Source organism: Microbulbifer variabilis (assembly GCF_020524905.1).
GTDB lineage: Bacteria > Pseudomonadota > Gammaproteobacteria > Pseudomonadales > Cellvibrionaceae > Microbulbifer > Microbulbifer variabilis_A.
The window spans coordinates 83,419-100,694 of the sequence record NZ_JAIVKI010000017.1; the positions used below are offsets into that span (position 1 = coordinate 83,419).

Annotated in this window: 15 protein-coding genes and 1 pseudogene; all 16 read right to left on the reverse strand. The window is 45.7% G+C overall.

The window, feature by feature from the left end; translation table 11 throughout:
• Nucleotides 1-53 precede the first annotated feature (53 nt).
• The 16 genes and pseudogenes from LC073_RS17015 to LC073_RS17090 all read right to left on the reverse strand — a co-directional run bounded on the left by LC073_RS17015 (nt 54) and on the right by LC073_RS17090 (nt 16,951).
• Nucleotides 54-512, reverse strand: a complete 459-nt coding sequence (locus tag LC073_RS17015) for a hypothetical protein (RefSeq protein ID WP_226648513.1) — start codon at nt 510-512, stop codon at nt 54-56.
• A gap of 82 nt (nt 513-594) precedes the next feature.
• Nucleotides 595-2,136: an NADH-quinone oxidoreductase subunit N gene (locus tag LC073_RS17020; protein ID WP_226648514.1), complete on the reverse strand. Its 1,542-nt coding sequence runs from the start codon at nt 2,134-2,136 to the stop codon at nt 595-597.
• Complete coding sequence (nuoM, locus tag LC073_RS17025) at nt 2,133-3,725, reverse strand: NADH-quinone oxidoreductase subunit M (protein ID WP_226648515.1); 1,593 nt, start codon at nt 3,723-3,725, stop codon at nt 2,133-2,135. Before nuoM ends, LC073_RS17020 begins: the two co-directional genes overlap by 4 nt.
• Complete coding sequence (gene nuoL / locus LC073_RS17030; protein WP_226648516.1) at nt 3,722-5,560, reverse strand: NADH-quinone oxidoreductase subunit L; 1,839 nt, start codon at nt 5,558-5,560, stop codon at nt 3,722-3,724. The genes nuoM and nuoL overlap by 4 nt, the downstream gene beginning before the upstream one ends.
• Before the next feature lies 1 nt (nt 5,561).
• Nucleotides 5,562-5,879 (reverse strand): NADH-quinone oxidoreductase subunit NuoK, encoded by a 318-nt coding sequence (gene nuoK, locus LC073_RS17035; protein ID WP_264190656.1) that lies wholly within the window; start codon nt 5,877-5,879, stop codon nt 5,562-5,564.
• Nucleotides 5,869-6,393, reverse strand: coding sequence for an NADH-quinone oxidoreductase subunit J (nuoJ, locus tag LC073_RS17040; protein ID WP_226648517.1), 525 nt, complete (start codon nt 6,391-6,393; stop codon nt 5,869-5,871). Before nuoJ ends, nuoK begins: the two co-directional genes overlap by 11 nt.
• 198 nt (nt 6,394-6,591) lie before the next feature.
• Nucleotides 6,592-7,110: an NADH-quinone oxidoreductase subunit NuoI gene (nuoI, locus tag LC073_RS17045; RefSeq protein ID WP_226648518.1), complete on the reverse strand. Its 519-nt coding sequence runs from the start codon at nt 7,108-7,110 to the stop codon at nt 6,592-6,594.
• 40 nt (nt 7,111-7,150) lie between these two features.
• Nucleotides 7,151-8,107 carry an NADH-quinone oxidoreductase subunit NuoH gene (gene nuoH / locus LC073_RS17050; RefSeq protein WP_226648519.1) on the reverse strand — a complete coding sequence of 319 codons (957 nt, stop codon included), beginning with the start codon at nt 8,105-8,107 and terminating at the stop codon, nt 7,151-7,153.
• Nucleotides 8,108-8,110: 3 nt separating this feature from the next.
• Nucleotides 8,111-10,951 carry an NADH-quinone oxidoreductase subunit NuoG gene (gene nuoG / locus LC073_RS17055; protein WP_226648520.1) on the reverse strand — a complete coding sequence of 947 codons (2,841 nt, stop codon included), beginning with the start codon at nt 10,949-10,951 and terminating at the stop codon, nt 8,111-8,113.
• Between the two features lie 53 nt (nt 10,952-11,004).
• The gene (gene nuoF / locus LC073_RS17060; RefSeq protein ID WP_226648521.1) at nt 11,005-12,279 is read right to left on the reverse strand and encodes an NADH-quinone oxidoreductase subunit NuoF; all 1,275 of its coding nucleotides are present in this window, start codon (nt 12,277-12,279) and stop codon (nt 11,005-11,007) included.
• On the reverse strand, nt 12,257-12,823 hold the full coding sequence (gene nuoE / locus LC073_RS17065; RefSeq protein WP_226648522.1) for an NADH-quinone oxidoreductase subunit NuoE: 567 nt from the start codon (nt 12,821-12,823) through the stop codon (nt 12,257-12,259). The genes nuoF and nuoE overlap by 23 nt, the downstream gene beginning before the upstream one ends.
• Nucleotides 12,824-12,954: 131 nt before the next feature.
• Nucleotides 12,955-14,760 (reverse strand): NADH-quinone oxidoreductase subunit C/D, encoded by a 1,806-nt coding sequence (gene nuoC / locus LC073_RS17070; protein ID WP_226648523.1) that lies wholly within the window; start codon nt 14,758-14,760, stop codon nt 12,955-12,957.
• Between the two features lie 41 nt (nt 14,761-14,801).
• Nucleotides 14,802-15,449 (reverse strand): NuoB/complex I 20 kDa subunit family protein, encoded by a 648-nt coding sequence (locus tag LC073_RS17075; protein WP_226648524.1) that lies wholly within the window; start codon nt 15,447-15,449, stop codon nt 14,802-14,804.
• An 18-nt stretch (nt 15,450-15,467) separates the two neighbouring features.
• The gene (gene ndhC / locus LC073_RS17080; protein WP_226648525.1) at nt 15,468-15,881 is read right to left on the reverse strand and encodes an NADH-quinone oxidoreductase subunit A; all 414 of its coding nucleotides are present in this window, start codon (nt 15,879-15,881) and stop codon (nt 15,468-15,470) included.
• A gap of 548 nt (nt 15,882-16,429) precedes the next feature.
• Nucleotides 16,430-16,624 (reverse strand): hypothetical protein, encoded by a 195-nt coding sequence (locus tag LC073_RS17085; RefSeq protein WP_226648526.1) that lies wholly within the window; start codon nt 16,622-16,624, stop codon nt 16,430-16,432.
• Nucleotides 16,625-16,636: 12 nt separating this feature from the next.
• Nucleotides 16,637-16,951 (reverse strand): annotated as a pseudogene (locus tag LC073_RS17090) (class I tRNA ligase family protein).
• Nucleotides 16,952-17,276 lie beyond the last annotated feature (325 nt).

The window sequence follows — 17,276 nt, forward strand, 5'->3', positions numbered from 1 at the left end:
ATAAGCTGTACCTCCTATGAAAAGCCCGCAGATTCTGCGGGCTTTTTCTTGTGTTACATATCCCAGAGCGAATTAGTTGCCATAGATAGGGTGATGCGTTCTTTGTCTTGAATCTGCTTTAAATCCTCAAAGACTTCTTTCACCTCCATAGACTCAATAGCGCCATAAACGGCTTCATAGAGGCTTGAAAAATACCGATCCACTTCCCGTCCAATATTATTGACTTCTTTAATTGTGGGAGGATCGCTTAGTGGTAGTTGCCGAATAAAATCGTGAGCGCTTTCTTCGTGAGTGTACTGTAGCCAGGTCTGCATGACTCTTTGCTGGGCGATTTCTCCATAATTCGAGAGGTTTCTCGCCATACGCTGTTCGTGCTCCAACATATGCTTCAACAACAATTGCGTTCGATAATCCTCGGATTTGTCGAGTAAATCTTCATATAAGACCGCCATGTCCAGGTGAAACTTCTCCGCGTCTCGAATGATCTCAAATGCCTGCTTGAAAGTTTTCATAGATTTGCCCTTTGGTACCTAGGAAATTGTTATTGGGCAGAAAACAGGTCGTTTCTTCTTGCGGCCATACCCTAATTAATCTTTATAGTGCATTTATCCAGTTGATCAAGATCTGGGGGAATATGCCAAAAACCAATAGAGCCGTTGTCAGTATCAACAACAATAGCTGACCAGATGTAGCGATTTGTACCGCTCCGGTATTATTTATGTCGGGAACATTATCACGTTGAACCATAGTTAGGAGTAAGCGTAGATAGTAAAAAAGTCCCAGTGCGCTGCCAATTACCACACCCGCAAGAAGCACCCACATTTGTCCTTCTACACCAGCGGTAAATACATAAAATTTGCCAATAAAACCAATAGTCAGGGGGATTCCGGCGAGGGAAAGCAGCATGGCGGCAAAACAACCTGCCAGCCAAGGGGAGCGCCATAATAGTCCCCGATAAAACGCTCGTTGATAGGGGTTTTGTACGTCTGAAAGGGGGCTTTCAGGGTACTCGCCTTTAAGTACTTTTTCTTCAACAGAATCAGCTACTAAGCCTATAACTGCAAAAGATCCCAGCGTGGTAATTATGTATGCCACCAGATAATAAATAACTGCTTCAGTACCAAAAGTGCTTTTACCTATAATAAAGGCCACAATCAAATAACCGATATGGCCAATAGAGGAGTAGGCTAAAAGTCGTTTAATATTAGTTTGCATCAATGCCAGGAGATTTCCTACCAACATACTGGCTATGGCTGCTATAGAGAGCATATCGAGTAAAACCTGACTACTGTACAGATCCAAGATGTTAAAAAAACGTAATAGAAAACCTATTACAGCACCTTTGCCAACAGTTGCAATTAAGGCGGTTGTCGGTGTTGGGGCTCCTTGATATACATCTGGTGTCCAAATGTGAAATGGCACCAGAGATAATTTAAAAGCTATAGAAATGAGCAGTAAGGTAACTCCGGTTGCAAATAATGTGGAGGTCTGGGATAGCTCTGTTATGCGCGAAGCTATTCCGACAAAATCCAGTGCTCCACTTGCACTATAAATAAGGGCAATTCCAAATAAGCCAAGGGCGGTGGATAGTGCTGACAGAATTAAATATTTAATTGCTGACTCAAGAGATTGAAGTTTTTCTCTTTTAGGGGATAGGTCGCCAGTCAATGAAAATCCGAGCATTGGGTATAGGGAGAGACTGATAAGTTCAAGACCAAGAAAGAAAGTGGCAAAATGGCTCGAAAAAATCAGTGTACAAGCGCCTAACATAGCCAGTAGCAATAGGATGTAATACTCCTCAGGGTAACTTCCCGAGATCCCCTTGGGATCACAGCGCAAACGTAGGTAGTTATACCCCATGATACTAATCGCAAAGGCTGTTAGAAGTAATATGAGGCAGAAAAATAAAGCGGTGTAGTCAACCTGGAGTAATCCAGTCACCTGAATAGAGCTGGTCGCTCCAGATAGAGAACCAGCAACCCAAAAACAAGATGTCATGGCTAACACCAGAGTGATCGTGGTGGTTGCCAACGCACCCAGGTGCCCTCGCCAAAATGATACCTGTAATAAAAGAATCACTATACCTGCACTTAGTATCAGTAGGGGTAATATCCCAAAAAGTTCCTGAGCGCTCATGGAGTTGTATCCTCTATTGAGGTGTGTTCGAGCCTGGTTGGGTGTGTTTGAGAAGATATTTTTTCAGGGGAGAATTTCTGAATATTTAACACCGCTTCAATTTTCGTAGTAGATCGTTGTACGGTCTGTTCGGCGATATTGAATATCGGTTGTGGATGTAAACCGATAAATACCAGAAGTGCGGCGAGTGTGAGCAGGGCACAGGATTCTCGTATATTAAGATCTGTCGCTTCGTGCTCTCGAATTGGCTTTTCCAGTCTTTTATTTAACTTCCCAAAAAAGACCTTTTGCATCATGAGTAGGGCATAGAGCGCAGCACCAATAAGCCCGATTGCCGCTAGGGCTGTCATCCAATGATTGGTACGGAAGCTACCCACCAGTACAGTGAACTCGGCGACAAAGTTGCCGAGGCCGGGAAGGCCCAATGATGCCACAGCAAAAAAAAGCGCAATGGCAGATAACTTTGGCAGTCTGCCCCAAAGGCCACCCAGTTGCTGCATATCCCGGGTATGGAGGCGATGTTGCAAGGCTCCTACTAAGGCAAACAGTGCTGCGGTACTCAAACCATGAGCAATCATTTGCATTACTGCCCCTTGTATCGCAATAGTGTCAAGGGCATAAAGACCAAGTAAAACAAATCCCATGTGGCTAACACTGGAATAGGCTACGAGTCTCTTCATATCTCGTTGGGCAAACGCGAGCATCGCACCATAAATAATACTGATAGCGCCAATGGTCATCGCAACAGGTGCAAATTCAATAGAGCTTTCAGGAAATAGGGGGAGATTGAAGCGTAATAGACCATAAGCTCCAGTTTTAAGGAGAATGGCAGCCAACAGGATACTGCCTGCCGTAGGTGCTTGAGTATGTGCATCAGGCAGCCAGGTATGGAAAGGTAGTGCAGGTAATTTGACGATAAAAGCAACAAAGAAGCCCAGCATTAACCAGTAGGCAATTCCCGGTGGGAGGCGGGCATTTAACAGTGCATTGTAATTAAAGGTTAGCTGCCCAGTGTTGGTATAGTGAATGTAAACCAAACCAACTATAGCAATCAACATGAGAAGGCTACTAGCCTGAGTAAAAATGAAGAATTTGATCGCGGCATAAATACGCTGCTCATATCCCCACACCGCGATAAGAAATAGCATGGGTATCAACATGACTTCCCAAAAAAAGAAAAACAGGAAAAGATCAATAGCGGTAAAAACACCCACAACCCCAGCCAGAGTCCACAGGTAATTGAAATAGAAAAATCCTCTGCGGAAACTTATATCGTTCCATGTCATCAAAACGCCAAAAATACCCATTGCCAGGGTCAGCGCCAGCATGAGAAAGCTTAAGCCATCAATGGCTAGATGGAAGTCAATTCCAAACCGGGGAATCCAAGATATTTGTAAACTATCCCACCATGGTTCCGCTGTCCCCACTCCGGTTGAATGAATAAATGTGAAATAGTTTGTGAGTAGCATGGCGGTGAGCAGCAGAGTTATCAGACTGATCCAACGTCCACCAGCTTTAAAATAACGTTCTGACAGCCAAGCAATTATGCCGCCAGTGAACAATATAATAATGATTGCCAATAGGGTCATAAAGCCACCAGAAGTGCGAGGAATAGAATGGAGCCAACTGCGAAAGAAGTTAGATACCAACGTACCTGTCCATTTTGAGAAGCGCTTAAAAGGGCGTTCATCTGCCGACTAACTGCCGCAGTACCTTTGTAAAGACTGTCAATAATATCGTTATGATTTATTTGAGAGAGATACTTGAAGGGCCTTACCAACAGATGGCCATACAACCAGTCAAAGCCCCACCCAGAGAACCAGAACTGCATAAGGGGTGAGCGTTGTTCCCCGGATTTTTGTTCATGGAGGAATAATCTCCAGGCAATGGCTAGTCCAATTAGTGGCATTGCTATGGCTACACCTTCGATCCAGGCGGAGTGGTCTTCATCTGGGCGAACACCAAATACTGCCTGCAGAGGGGGAGCCAATAACCCACCAAATAATGCCAGTGCTGCGAGGATACAAAGAGGGATACTCATCACAGGAGTGTTGGCATCTTTACAGTGGGTTGAAGCGGTACCTTCTTTGCCGAGAAAAACCAAAAACAATAGACGGAAGCTATAAACTCCAGTTACCAATGCTCCAAGTATACCGGCGAGCCATAAAATATTAACTCCCTGGTGGTATTCCCATGCACTCAACAGTATATGGTCTTTGCTATAGAATCCTGATGTGAAGGGAAGTGCTGCAAGACATGCGCAGCCGATAGTAAAGCAGATAAAAGTCAATGGAATTTTTCGGTAAAGACCACCCATAGAGAAGATATTTTGTTCATGATGTAGACTTAAAATTACTGAACCTGCGGATAGAAAAAGTAAGGCCTTAAAAAAAGCATGGGTCATTAAATGAAATATGGCACCTGACCAAGCGCCAACCCCTAAAGCAAGAAACATATAGCCAATCTGGCTGATTGTGGAATAGGCCAGTACCCTTTTAATATCACTTTGGGCGATTGCGCTAAATCCCGATATAAGTAGCGTGGTAGCACCGACAAATGCAACCGCGTTCATGGCCACCTCCGATAACATATATAGAGGGTGCATGCGGGCAATTAGGTAAACTCCTGCGGTAACCATGGTGGCAGCGTGAATTAAGGCGCTAACAGGAGTTGGACCGGCCATTGCATCGGGTAACCAAGTCTGTAGCGGTAATTGAGCGGACTTGCCTACGGCCCCCCCCAATAAAAGTAAGCATGCTAGAGTGATTATTTCGGTATTTACTTCTTGACCATCGATGACACTAATAAGCTGTTGGATATTAAGTGTTGAAAACTCATAAAAAAGTAGGAATAGGCCGATGGCCATTGCAGTATCGCCAATTCGGGTAACAATAAACGCTTTTTGTGCAGCGGTACCATTGGCTGGCTCTTTGTACCAAAATCCTATTAGCAGGTAACTGCAGAGCCCAACACCTTCCCAACCTAAATAGAGTAAAACCAAATTATCAGCCAAAACCAGAATCAGCATGGCACATACAAATAAGTTCAGATAGGCGAAATAACGGCGAAAGTCCATATCGTCCCGCATATAACCCACTGAATAAAGATGGATTAGAAATCCTACTCCTGTGATAATCAGCAACATCACAATAGTTAACCAATCTATATGGAAGTTGAAACCCACTTGCAGGTTATCCACAAGCATCCACTGCCATAGAGAAATATTGACTAGCTCGGATGGAGTTTTCCAAAACAAAGTGAAAGCTACGATCATTGTCAATAGTGCGGCCAAGCCAACACTGCCTACGCCGATACAAGCAACAAATTTTTGAGGTGGCTCACTTCGATGAAAAAGCGGTATAGCAACCAATATCAGGAAGCCAATCAGCGGTAAAAGAGGCACCCAAGCCAATAGCCCCTGCATATTAACCTCTCAGTTCATTTAGTTGATCAATATCGACGGTGTGTTTACGATGGTAAAATTGCAGAACCAGAGCGAGAGCAATGGCAACCTCTGCAGCTGCCAGGGTGACCACAAATACAAACATTACTTGCCCATCAACATTACCCCAGTGTGCACCGGCCACAACAAACATCAATGCTGCCGCATTTGTACATATTTCTACACACATCAGCATAAAGATGACATTTCGTCTCATCATTAAGCCGGCTAGGCCAAGACAAAAAAGAATGGATGAGAGCATGATTCCTGCTTCAAGCCCTGGTGCGGTTTCAATAGGCATTGCTGGAACCCTCAGAATCAATTTTCTTGCGCCGAGCCAGGTGGAACGCGCCGACTAACCCGGCCAGTAATAACATTGAGGCCAACTCTACGGCGAGGACATAATGGCTGAAGAGTGCGATACCAATTTGCTTGGGGCCTATATAGTGGAAAGTTTGGTTTGAGGAAATCTTTCCACTACTTACTAGTAAAATTAGTTGAGCTAACAATAGGGCAGATAATAAAGCAGGGCCTAACCATGTTCTGGGTTGAAGCCAGGTTTGCTCCTGTACTACAGTGGAATCTCCCTGGTTGAGCATCATAATTACAAAAACAATGAGCACCATAATGGCACCGGCATAAATAATGACTTCTAGGGCTGCAGCCAGAGGAGCTCCAAACTGGTAAAAGATAACAGCCACCGCCAATAATGAAGTTACAAGATAAAGAAGCGCATGCACGGCATTTTTATGAAAGATCACCATCGCAGTTGCTACCACTGCTATAGCAGATGTCAAGTAGAAGACAAAATTCATATCTCTGATCTCTCCTAAATAATATTGTTGTCAATTTAGAGGTCGTTACGCTTGTGGCTGCGTTTCAGACAATGCGATCACTGTTTCTCTAAATGTTTATTTGAATTCAGTAATCTTTTGAATTATGGAGCTAAGTCTTTCTTATTGATCTGTAACTTTTAATCGATAAAGGTCTCTAATACTTCCTGTTTTTATAGGTTACAAATTAAGGCTCTTAACATTAATCGGTTCTGCCTCATTGTTAGCTTGTCCCTTATCTTTCCCTTTAATTGCTTTGCCGGCGACTTGATAAAAACTGTAGTCATGATATTTTCCCGGTCCATCAATTAAGAGATCCTCCTTTTCGTACACCATATTTTGCCGATCATATTCACACATCTCAAAGTCAGGTGTCAGCTGGATGGCATAGGTTGGACATGCATCTTCACAGAGTCCACACATAATGCAGCGTGAAAAATTGATACGGAAATATTCAGGGCGCCAACGACCATCAGGGTCTTCTGTCTTTTGTAATGAAATACAATCGGGTGGACAGGCAACCGCGCATAAATTGCAGGCAACGCAGCGCTCATCCCCATTAGGATCGCGGCTTAAAATAATTCTTCCTCGATAGCGAGGTGCCAAGTAGGGTTTCTCTTCGGGGTACTGCACAGTGACATTGCGTCGAAATAAATGCTTAAAAACTAACCACATACTGCGAATTTGACTGGCGATCATTTTCTTTCTCCGGCGCTGCTGGGTAGATATGATTGAATGCCTAGGCGATCCATAACAGTATTCCAGCGGTGGCGAGCAGATTAACCAGTGATAATGGCAGCATGACTTTCCATCCAAATTTCATTAACTGGTCGTATCGAGGGCGTGGGAGGGCGGCTCGTAGCAGGATGAAAATGGCAACCAAGAAAGCAGTTTTGAGGCAGAACCAGATAATAGGTGGAAGCAGGGGGCCGTGCCACCCCCCTAGGAATAAAGTGGTGATCAGTGCAGCTATTAGAATTACGGCAAGGTATTCACCGACGAAGAACATTCCAAATTTCATACCTGAATATTCGGTATGAAATCCTGCCGTCAATTCATGCTCTGCCTCAGGGAGATCAAAGGGTGTCCTGCGACTTTCGGCAATACCGGCAATAAAAAAAACGATAAATCCAAGAAACTGAGGCACAATAAACCAAGTATCCGCCTGGGCAATGACAATATCCCGCAGATTGAAACTACCGGACATCATCACTACGCCCATCAGGCTCAATCCCATAAAGACTTCGTAAGATACGGTTTGAGCGGCGGCCCTAAGTCCACCCAGTAGTGCATACTTATTGTTGGAGGCATAACCTCCGAGGATTATGCTGTAAACCGCAATGGAACTCATTGCCAGCACAAATAGGAGACCAATATTAAGATCTGCAACACCAATACTCGGTGACATAGGCACAACTGCAAAGGCGATTAACATCGTTGCCATAACGACAGTTGGTGCTAGAACAAAGACTGGAATATCGGCGAATCGAGGAGTGAAATCTTCTTTAAAAAATAATTTAATCATATCGGCAATGACTTGTAATGTGCCGAATGGACCCACCCGGTTTGGTCCTGGCCTGTCTTGCCAGAATCCCAGCAGTCGCCTTTCTCCCCAGGTGAGAATGGCTGCGAGTAACACTGTAGCGATAAGTACACCGAAAATATTTAACAGAGTAATCCAGATTGAAGTATTCATGGCTTACTGTTCCTCACTTATTGCCGGTGTCACAGCCGGTCGTAGAGAAGCATAGCCTGGGATCTGAGGAGCTAGAGATTCCAGGCCCGGCAAACCAAAAGGTACGCCAATGCATCCATGTGGGATCGTATTAGAGCCTTTAATTTCAGCTCTGTAGTTGCCACAGTTAGTTTCGATATCTACCAATTCTCCCTCTTGGGTATCGTACTGAGATATTTCATCGGGATGCATCAATATGAAGGGAGCCTCTATGACCTCAGAGAAGGACATCGATTGGTTGCTGAGCTCTTCACTGCCAAATAGGCGATAAATGGGCAGCATCTGTAAATTATTGGAGGTTTCAGTTGGTTTTACTGATGTTTCTTCAGAAACATTCGAGTCTTGTGTAGAGTGTTGGGAGAACTCAATATATTTTCCTGATGGACCGCCTTTACGTTCACCGCCAACTTGTTGCTGAAACTTAAAAATAGACTGGTTAGAGTTCCATCCGGGTGACCAAATATTAGCCTGTAGCTGAGTTTTATTGGGATTGTGTATACCTTCCATACTAAAGTTCATTGGAGCATCAGGGTCTTTAATAGGCGGCGTCTCTGAGACATGTTGTTGGGCGTGGATAGCTGTACGGCCGCTATAACGGGCACTTTGACGTGCGACTTTAAGACCATCTATTCGGAAATCTTCATTTGGGCCGATTTCGGCCAAAACCTTCAACGTATAAATCTCTCTTGCCAGAGCATCACTGAGATCTGTACTGTGTTTCCAGCTTCTGAGAACTGAGTAATTTTCAGATTTCTCTGTGCAAAAATCTACTGCATCCACCAGCCAACGCCAGCTCTCTTGTATGTATCCTTTTCCTTCATAGACCGCGTAGAATCGCTGTGCCAGGCCATTATTGTTTACATAAGTGCCTTGTGATTCAGCTGTTGTAGATGCCGGAAAGATCCAGTTTGCCCTCTTGGCTGTGGGTGTAAGTAGGGTATCGATAAGAATCACTTCATCCACGAGAGAAAGCAGTTTTTCCACGGATGGTGTATCCAGTCGTCGATATAAATCATTTTCAAGTACGATAAGACTGGTAGGTATTTCCTTATCTGAGACTGATAGTGACTCCATAAGTTGTTCCAGACTACCTTCTTTCTCATTAAAAAGCTGGATCATCCCCAGGCTATTCACTTCACCACAATTCAAGTACAGCTTAGTGGGTACCTTTCTATGATTACTAAGAACACGAGCCAGATTTGCTACCGCATTTAGAGTGTCGAGGTGCCTGCTGGAGATTCCGGAAATAATGAGTGGGTTCGTCGCCTTGAGTAATATCTCAGCAGTGTGATTGACTTCTTTCTGAAACTCTGGAGAAATTTCTGTGGACTGCTTGCTAGATTTAGATATTTCCTGAGTAAGGGCTTGGGTGAAGAGGGTGACTCTTTCCGGCGATTCAAATAGAGTAGTTGTGGCAATGTCTGTTAGCTCGGTGAACTCTGTTCCAATAAAGATAATTGGGCTGGGATCACCTTCTAACTGTCTAACTGAGGTATCTTGCCACAGTGGTATTTTTAGATCTTGTGCTTGTTTTTTCTGACGATTACGTGCTGCTTGACGTACGGCCAAGGCAATGCGTGGAGCCGTATTATAGATATCTTCACCGATGATCAAAATTGCATCAGCGGTTTCTATTTCCGGGGTGTTGGGGCTTGTGATTCGGTTGTCACTGTGTATGTTGTTGACCAGTTGTAGCAAATGTTGGTCGAGACGGTTTAATCCAGAGAAGAAGTTATCGAGCCCAACTAACTGTCGTAGTGCATAATTATTTTCAAGGGATGCCCGGGGGGAGCCGATACCAATGATTCGGCGAAGTTTGCGCTGAGCTGCAGTGATTTGAACTGATAGATGGAGAACGCCGTCACGGGGATTTACCTGACGATGTAATTGATCTTTAGTATCTGCGGTAGAGCCGATAAGTTCTTCATTTCGAGCACTTAATACCTGATCAATACGTGTTGGACTATTGACATATTCATAGCCGAAACGTCCGCGGTCACAGAGAAAATAACCGTTTATATCGTGATGGTAGAGATTGGTAATACGCCTTAGCATGGGGTCGTGGCCGTTACCGGATTCCCTTGCACCAGGGGCGGTGTTACATCCCACTGCACAGTGCTCACAAATCGAGGGCGCAGTTTGCAGATCCCATTTACGTACAAAATGTGCGCTAAAAGTCTTATCGGTAAAAACGCCTGTTGGGCAGACTTCAACTAAGTTGCCACTGAAGCCATTTTGCAGACGTCCTTCTTGCTGACGGCCAAAGTAAACCTGATGATTTCGGCCAAGAGCCTGTAAGTCGTTCCCCCCGGCATAATCGTTGTAAAACCTTGTACAGCGATAGCAGGTAATACAGCGATTCATTTCATGATTGATAAATGGGCCAAGATATTGATTGCGGTGTGTACGCTTGGTGCCCCTATAGCGACGCATGGTGTGGCCTGACATTTCTGTCATGTCCTGTAAATGACACTCGCCACCCTCCTCACAAACTGGACAATCGTGGGGATGATTGGTCATCAGGTCTTCAATTATGCTGCCGCGAAATTCTTTTGCAGTCTCTGCATTGACACTGTAAATGCCACCATCACGAACTGGAGTCATACAGCTCATAATCAGGCGGCCTGATTGATCTTCGCTGTCTTTATATTCGATCATGGCACATTGCCGGCAGGCGCCTACTGAGCCCATTTCTGGGTGCCAGCAAAAATAGGGAACATTTAAACCCAGAGTCAGGCAGCTACTGAGTAGGTTCTGATCACCATCAACCTGGTATTTCTCGCCGTCGATCGTAATGGTTGGCATCGCTAATCCATTTTTTATCGATGTTATTTTGAGCCTTGGCCAATTTTTGTTAATTATTTATAGGGACAACAGCCTTTTTTAATATGGTCTAGAAAGTCTCGTTCGAACAATTTGAGGGCACTCTGAATGGGTTCTGCCGCTCCAGGAGCCAGTGCACAGAAAGTTTTACCAGGGCCAATTCGTTCACATTGCTCTTGTAGAAGTTCGAGATCCTCGGGTAGACCCTCACCGTTTTCTATTCGCTGTAGAACTTTCACAACCCATGGCAAGCCATCCCGGCAGGGGGTACACCAGCCACAGGACTCGCGAGCGAAGAACTGGGTAAGATTTAGCACAAGCCCAACGGGACAGGTCTTATCATCCATCACTGTAATTGTGCCGGTTCCCATACGGCTGCCAGCCTTGCCGATTACGTCGTAATCCATGGGAAGGTCCAGGTGGTCGGGTCCGAGGAAATCGGTAGATCCGCCACCTGGAAGAAAACCTTTCAGTCTCAGTCCATCTCGCATGCCTCCGGCATGCTGTTCAATAATTTCGCGAATGGATGTCCCCATGGGCAGTTCCCAGGCACCTGGATTCTTGACCTTGCCACTGACACCAAAAATTTTACTGCCGGCATCCTGACCCACTCCCAAGCCTCGATACCAGTCGATCCCAAGGGCCACCAGATGTGGGATATTGCAGAAGGTCTCTACATTGTTGACTACCGTAGGTTTACCCCAGAGACCACTTACCTGGGGAAAGGGGGGTTTGGCTCTGGGAATTGCACGGCGCCCTTCAAGGGCGTTGAGCAGTGCTGTTTCCTCACCACAGATATAATTACCTGCACTACGATGCACGAAGATTTCCAGTGAATATTCACCATTAAATATATTATTGCCAATGAATCCTCTGGATCTTGCCTCCTCAATTGCCAATTCCAAGCGCTCTGCTGCTAGATGATATTCTCCGCGAATAAAAATGTAGCCAACAGACGCACCTATGGCGTAGGCAGCAATTGCCATGCCTTCTAGTAATAAGTGAGGATCACGTTCCATCAAAAGGCGATCTTTAAAGGTGCCGGGTTCCATTTCATCTGCATTGCAGACAATAAATTTTTGTTTTGGAGAACCCTCACCACGGGGAACAAAGCTCCACTTTAGTCCGGTATTAAATCCGGCTCCGCCGCGACCACGTAACCCTCCCTCTTTGACAAGAGTGATAATGTCATCCGGCGCCATAGAGTGAGCCTTGCGCCATCCTTGGTAACCATCGTTAGCCAAGTATCGTGTGATATCAGCGGCGATATTATCTTTAGTGATATTTTTAGTGAGAGGATTTGTCAGCATGGACTTGTTTCTTTTTCTCAATTAATGCGTCGATGGCTGATTCATCTAGATTTCTATACATTTCATCTCCCAGCATCAGCACTGGCGCTTTATCACAGTCTCCCAGGCAGGGAGTTTCCAGTAAGGTAAAGATTCCATCAGCAGATGTTTGGCCAGGCTCAATTTGTAGGCGCTGACTTATATGTTTTTGTAATTGATCGCACCCCATAATCCAGCAACTGGCACTTTTACACAGGTATATCACTTCTTTACCAACCGGTTGGCGGAATATCAGTTGAAAATAGGTGGCTACACCTTCCAATTGAGCCACCGGTATTTCCAAGTAATTTGCAATAGCCTGAAGGCTGCTATCTGAAATCCAACCCCGATGCTTTTGTACGATTCTGAGTGCCTCTAAACCCACTGAAGACTTACCCTCATAATGAGCGGCTTCTTCGTCAATTTCTCTTTTTTCCTCATCGGTGAGGGTTCCGGAGAATTGGTCTGGGTCCTTGTTGCTTCGCTCCATTACTTCAATAGCTTCCGGTTCTAATAAGCTGGACATTTACGCCTCCTATGTTGAACTTACGGAGGCATCTAGAAGATGCCGTTGCCGTCGGTTGTTATTGCGACAAGAAGACATTGAACTGTGAATTTCATAAAAATCCCCTCCCAAATATAAGTGCATTTTTTTAGTTATCGGTCCACATCAGCCATAACAAAATCAATACTGGCAATAATTGCAATCAAATCCGCAATTAGTAGCCCCCGAGACATCAGTGGGATCATTTGCAAGTGTGGAAATGAGGGGGTGCGTATTCTAGTGCGATAGGATGTTGTCCCCCCGTCGCTGATTATCTGATAGCTGTTGAGACCTTTGGTGGCCTCGATAGGGAAACACACTTCACCGGCTGGCATTACCGGTCCCCAACTGTTATTGACGAAGTGTTGAATGAGGGTTTCGATATCCTGCATAGTGCGCCCCTTGCGCGGCGGCGTCGTCAATGGATGATCGGATTTATAAGGGCCCGTGGGCATATTCTCCAGGCACTGGCGAATGATGCGCAAGCTCTGCCACATCTCATCCACTCGTACACGGCATCGATCAAAACAGTCACCACCATCATAGCTGGGAATATCAAACTCAAATTGGTCGTAGCCGCTGTAGGGGCGTTTTTTGCGTAAATCCCAATCAAGCCCGGTTGCGCGTAAGCCGGGGCCTGTAACTCCCCACTCTATTGCTTCAGCGGTATTGTAGACACCGATTCCCCGAGTGCGCTTTTGTAATAGCTTGTTCTTGATTACCATGCCATCGTAATCGCGCAACCGTTCGGGCATATAGTCGAGAAATTCCCGAACCATTTTATCCCAGCCCTCTGGAAGATCTTGGGCTACGCCGCCAATACGAAACCAGGCTGGATGCATTCTTCCGCCAGTGATGGCTTCGACAATACCAAATAACTTTTCCCGATCGATAAACATGTAAAAGACAGGAGACATCTGGCCGACATCTTGCGCAAAAGTGCCGAAAAATACCAAGTGGCTGGAAATACGGAAAAACTCGCACATCATCACTCGAATAACCTGGGCGCGTTCGGGCACCTGAATTCCGGCGAGTTGCTCAAGAGCCAATACATAGGGCAGGTTATTCATAACACCACCCAAGTAATCAATACGGTCTGTATAGGGCACATAGGTATGCCAGGCCTGACGTTCCGCCATCTTTTCTGCGCCGCGATGGTGGTATCCGATATCCGGTACCGCATCCACGATTTGTTCGCCATCGAGTTGCAGGGCGATACGAAAAACGCCGTGTACGCTAGGGTGGTTGGGCCCCAGGTTTAGAAACATAAATTCCGAGTCTTCATTGGCGCGGGCCATGCCCCAGTCCTCAGGGCGGAACAATAGCGCCTCTTGCTCCTTGCGTTCTTTTTCTTCAGAGAGAGTGAAAGGGTCTACTTCTGTGGCGCGCGCATGATGATCTTTACGGAGGGGATGCCCTTTCCAGGTGGGGGGCATCATAATTCGACGCAAATGTGGATGCCCTTCGAAGTTGATTCCAAAGAGATCCCAGACTTCCCGCTCATACCAGTTGGCGTTTTCCCAAACTCCTGAAATTGAGGGTACTGAAAGCTTGGAGTCGGCCAGTGCGACCTTGATGCGGATAAATAAATTTCGGGTGAAAGAGAGAAGCTGATAGACCAAGGTAAAATCACTGGCCGGCTGCTTTTCCGGTCCTTCTCCACGATTTACCCTCAATCGCTCATCTATCGCACTGAGATCGTAGAGCATGTCGAATGGACGGGAAATATTCTGCTTAAGGAATTGTAATAGGGGAATCAGTGACTGGGCGTCTACCCATAGGGTGGGCATATCCCCACAGTTAGGTTGTAACCAGTAGTTATGTGAATGATATTCCAGATCTATTTCACGCAGGAACAGTTCAGCCTCCTGGATGTAGGCAGTCTCGCAGTGAACACTTTTTGCTATAACGCCAGTCATGAGAGTTCCGTTTTTATTTTTCTTGTTGCACTTTAAACTTTTTATACCGTATCTGGAGAGCGCAATAGCTTTGTGCGCATACGTTCCTCTCGGTGTAAATCTCTCTGGCTAGGTTTTGGGACTTTTCTGGTCCCTTGCTCATCCACTACCCAACTAAAGTTTCTACGTTCGGAGGCGACTGATTTTTGTAGTAGGGTGAGCCCTTGCAATAAGGCTTCGGGACGTGGAGGGCAGCCGGGTACGTACACATCGACGGGCAAGAATTTATCGACTCCCTGCACCACGCTGTATATATCGTACATGCCTCCAGAATTGGCACAGGAACCCATGGAAATAACCCAACGGGGTTCAATCATCTGTTCATAAAGGCGCTGTACCACTGGCGCCATTTTTAAGAATACGGTGCCGGAAATTACAATAAGATCAGCTTGTCTTGGCGTTGCACGAATCACTTCCGCGCCGAAGCGAGATATATCGTGGCGACTGGTAAATGCGGTGGCCATTTCCACATAACAACAGGAGAGCCCGAAGTTAAATGGCCAAAGTGAATTAGAGCGCCCCCAGGCTACCAACTCTTCTAATTTAGCGAGTAGGACATTCTTTTGCAGGTCTTCCTCCATCTCGACGCTATCTGTCTTACGTGAGTCGGAGGCAATGACATCGTCGGCTTTACTCAGCTTCCAGCGCATGCTCTTTCCAGATTTTCTTTATTGATGATTTTTGCGATTGATCAGGCTTTTCTGCTTTCCTCCCCACTCCAAGGCACCTAGGCGCCAGAGATAGATCAATCCCACCAGTAGAATGATGATAAATACGCTGGCTTCGATAAAGCCGAGTAGTCCAGTTTCAAAGAAAGCAATTGACCAGCTGAATAGATAGACCGCTTCTAGGTCAAACACGATGAATAAAATGGCAACCAGATAGTAAGCAACGGATATTCGTAACCGAGCACTGCCCTGCGAAATAATGCCAGACTCAAAGGGTTCATCAGTGGCAGGGTCTCTTCTCTTTTGACCCAGAAAATAGGAGAGACTAAGCATTAACACGATTAATGCGAGCACAGCGAGGCAATAAACAACCAGAGGCCATACTATCGGGTTGAGCTGTTCTGGGTAGTTCAACGTCTTTCACCCCGTTTTTCTATTGGGCCTGGCCCGAATTGATCCTTAATACCACCGTGAGAATACTGAACAAATAATACTTGGTGGGGACGCTTTCTCTGCGGGTGAAAGCGAATTGGACAGTAAGTTTTTATTCTTGGATTGGCATCTGTTTCAATGGATATTATTTAAAATCTAAAAACCTTGTCCGGCCGTTCACTGTTTATAAGGCCTAGCTGTAGATTGCGCCAGTGCCACTAAGGAACGTTTACTTCTTACGACTTTGCTTTTTATTAGCTGGGATTCTGTAACAATTAACGTCAGTGGCTAAGAGGCTTCACATTTTTTCCGCAAATGGAAATATTTGAAGGTCTCAATTGATAAATAAATGAGTGAAGAGACGATATTTGAAAGGGAGTCGGGGGCAGCCTGAGTAATGAAATTGTAATAAATAAGGGGGCAGAATCACCTTATTTTCAATAATAAAAACTGATCAACATAACGGTTGCTGATTCACCGGCTTCCAGCCAGGTGATCGCCTTAAGGTAGGCAAGTTTGGTTGGCAGGCTTTACGCCTGAACTAGCAACTCTCTATCACGTGCAGAGCCATTGCGCAGAATCAACGGAATTTTCTTCGTCGGGGAAATATTCATTTCACAGAAAATATTACGCATCCCTTCGATGGTTTGCTTCAGCCAAACGATAGCCGCTTCCGTCTCTTCATCGATTTTGTTGGCGCTGGGCTCTGGGTACTGCTGCAGCATGATGATTTCGACCTAGGCGCCGGCCAGGGTTTTTACGCGCTGCCAGGTTTCCTTGGTGATATAAGACATCAGCGGGTGCGCCAAGCGCAAAATATTTTCCAGTACGCGGATCAGAATACGTCGGGTGTCTTTCTTCACTACGTTGGGCGCGTTGTCATCCCAGAATACTGGCTTAGACAGCTCAAGGTACCAGCTACAGCATTCGCTTCAGACAAAGTCATAGAGCGTCTGGGAGGCGAGGTCGAAGCGGTAGCTGTCCATGGCTTTGCATACGCTAATCTCGGTGCGTTGTAGCTGGGAGATAATCCAGAGATCGGCGATGGTCAGTTTATAGTTGCTACCGCCTTACTTTGCGGTGCGCGATAGCACCTTCGGTGGAGGCCACCCTTTTTGTTGTCAGAATGTACAACAGCAACTTGGTACGCCCAGCATGGGCGTGAACTAATGGGGTAAAAGTCTCCTGTGGGAAGATCACCGTTTAGTGGTTTCCATTAAGTGAAAGTTCACGTTCTTATCTGGGGAGATTTGTTTAGCTTGCTGCTCTGAAGCTATCAGCGTGGCCGCTGACTAGTAAATAGACCCAACTCGCTAGCCACCATCGCGGGGATAGAGAAAAAGTGGTGGAACACAGCAGCGCCTCGGTCAGCAATGA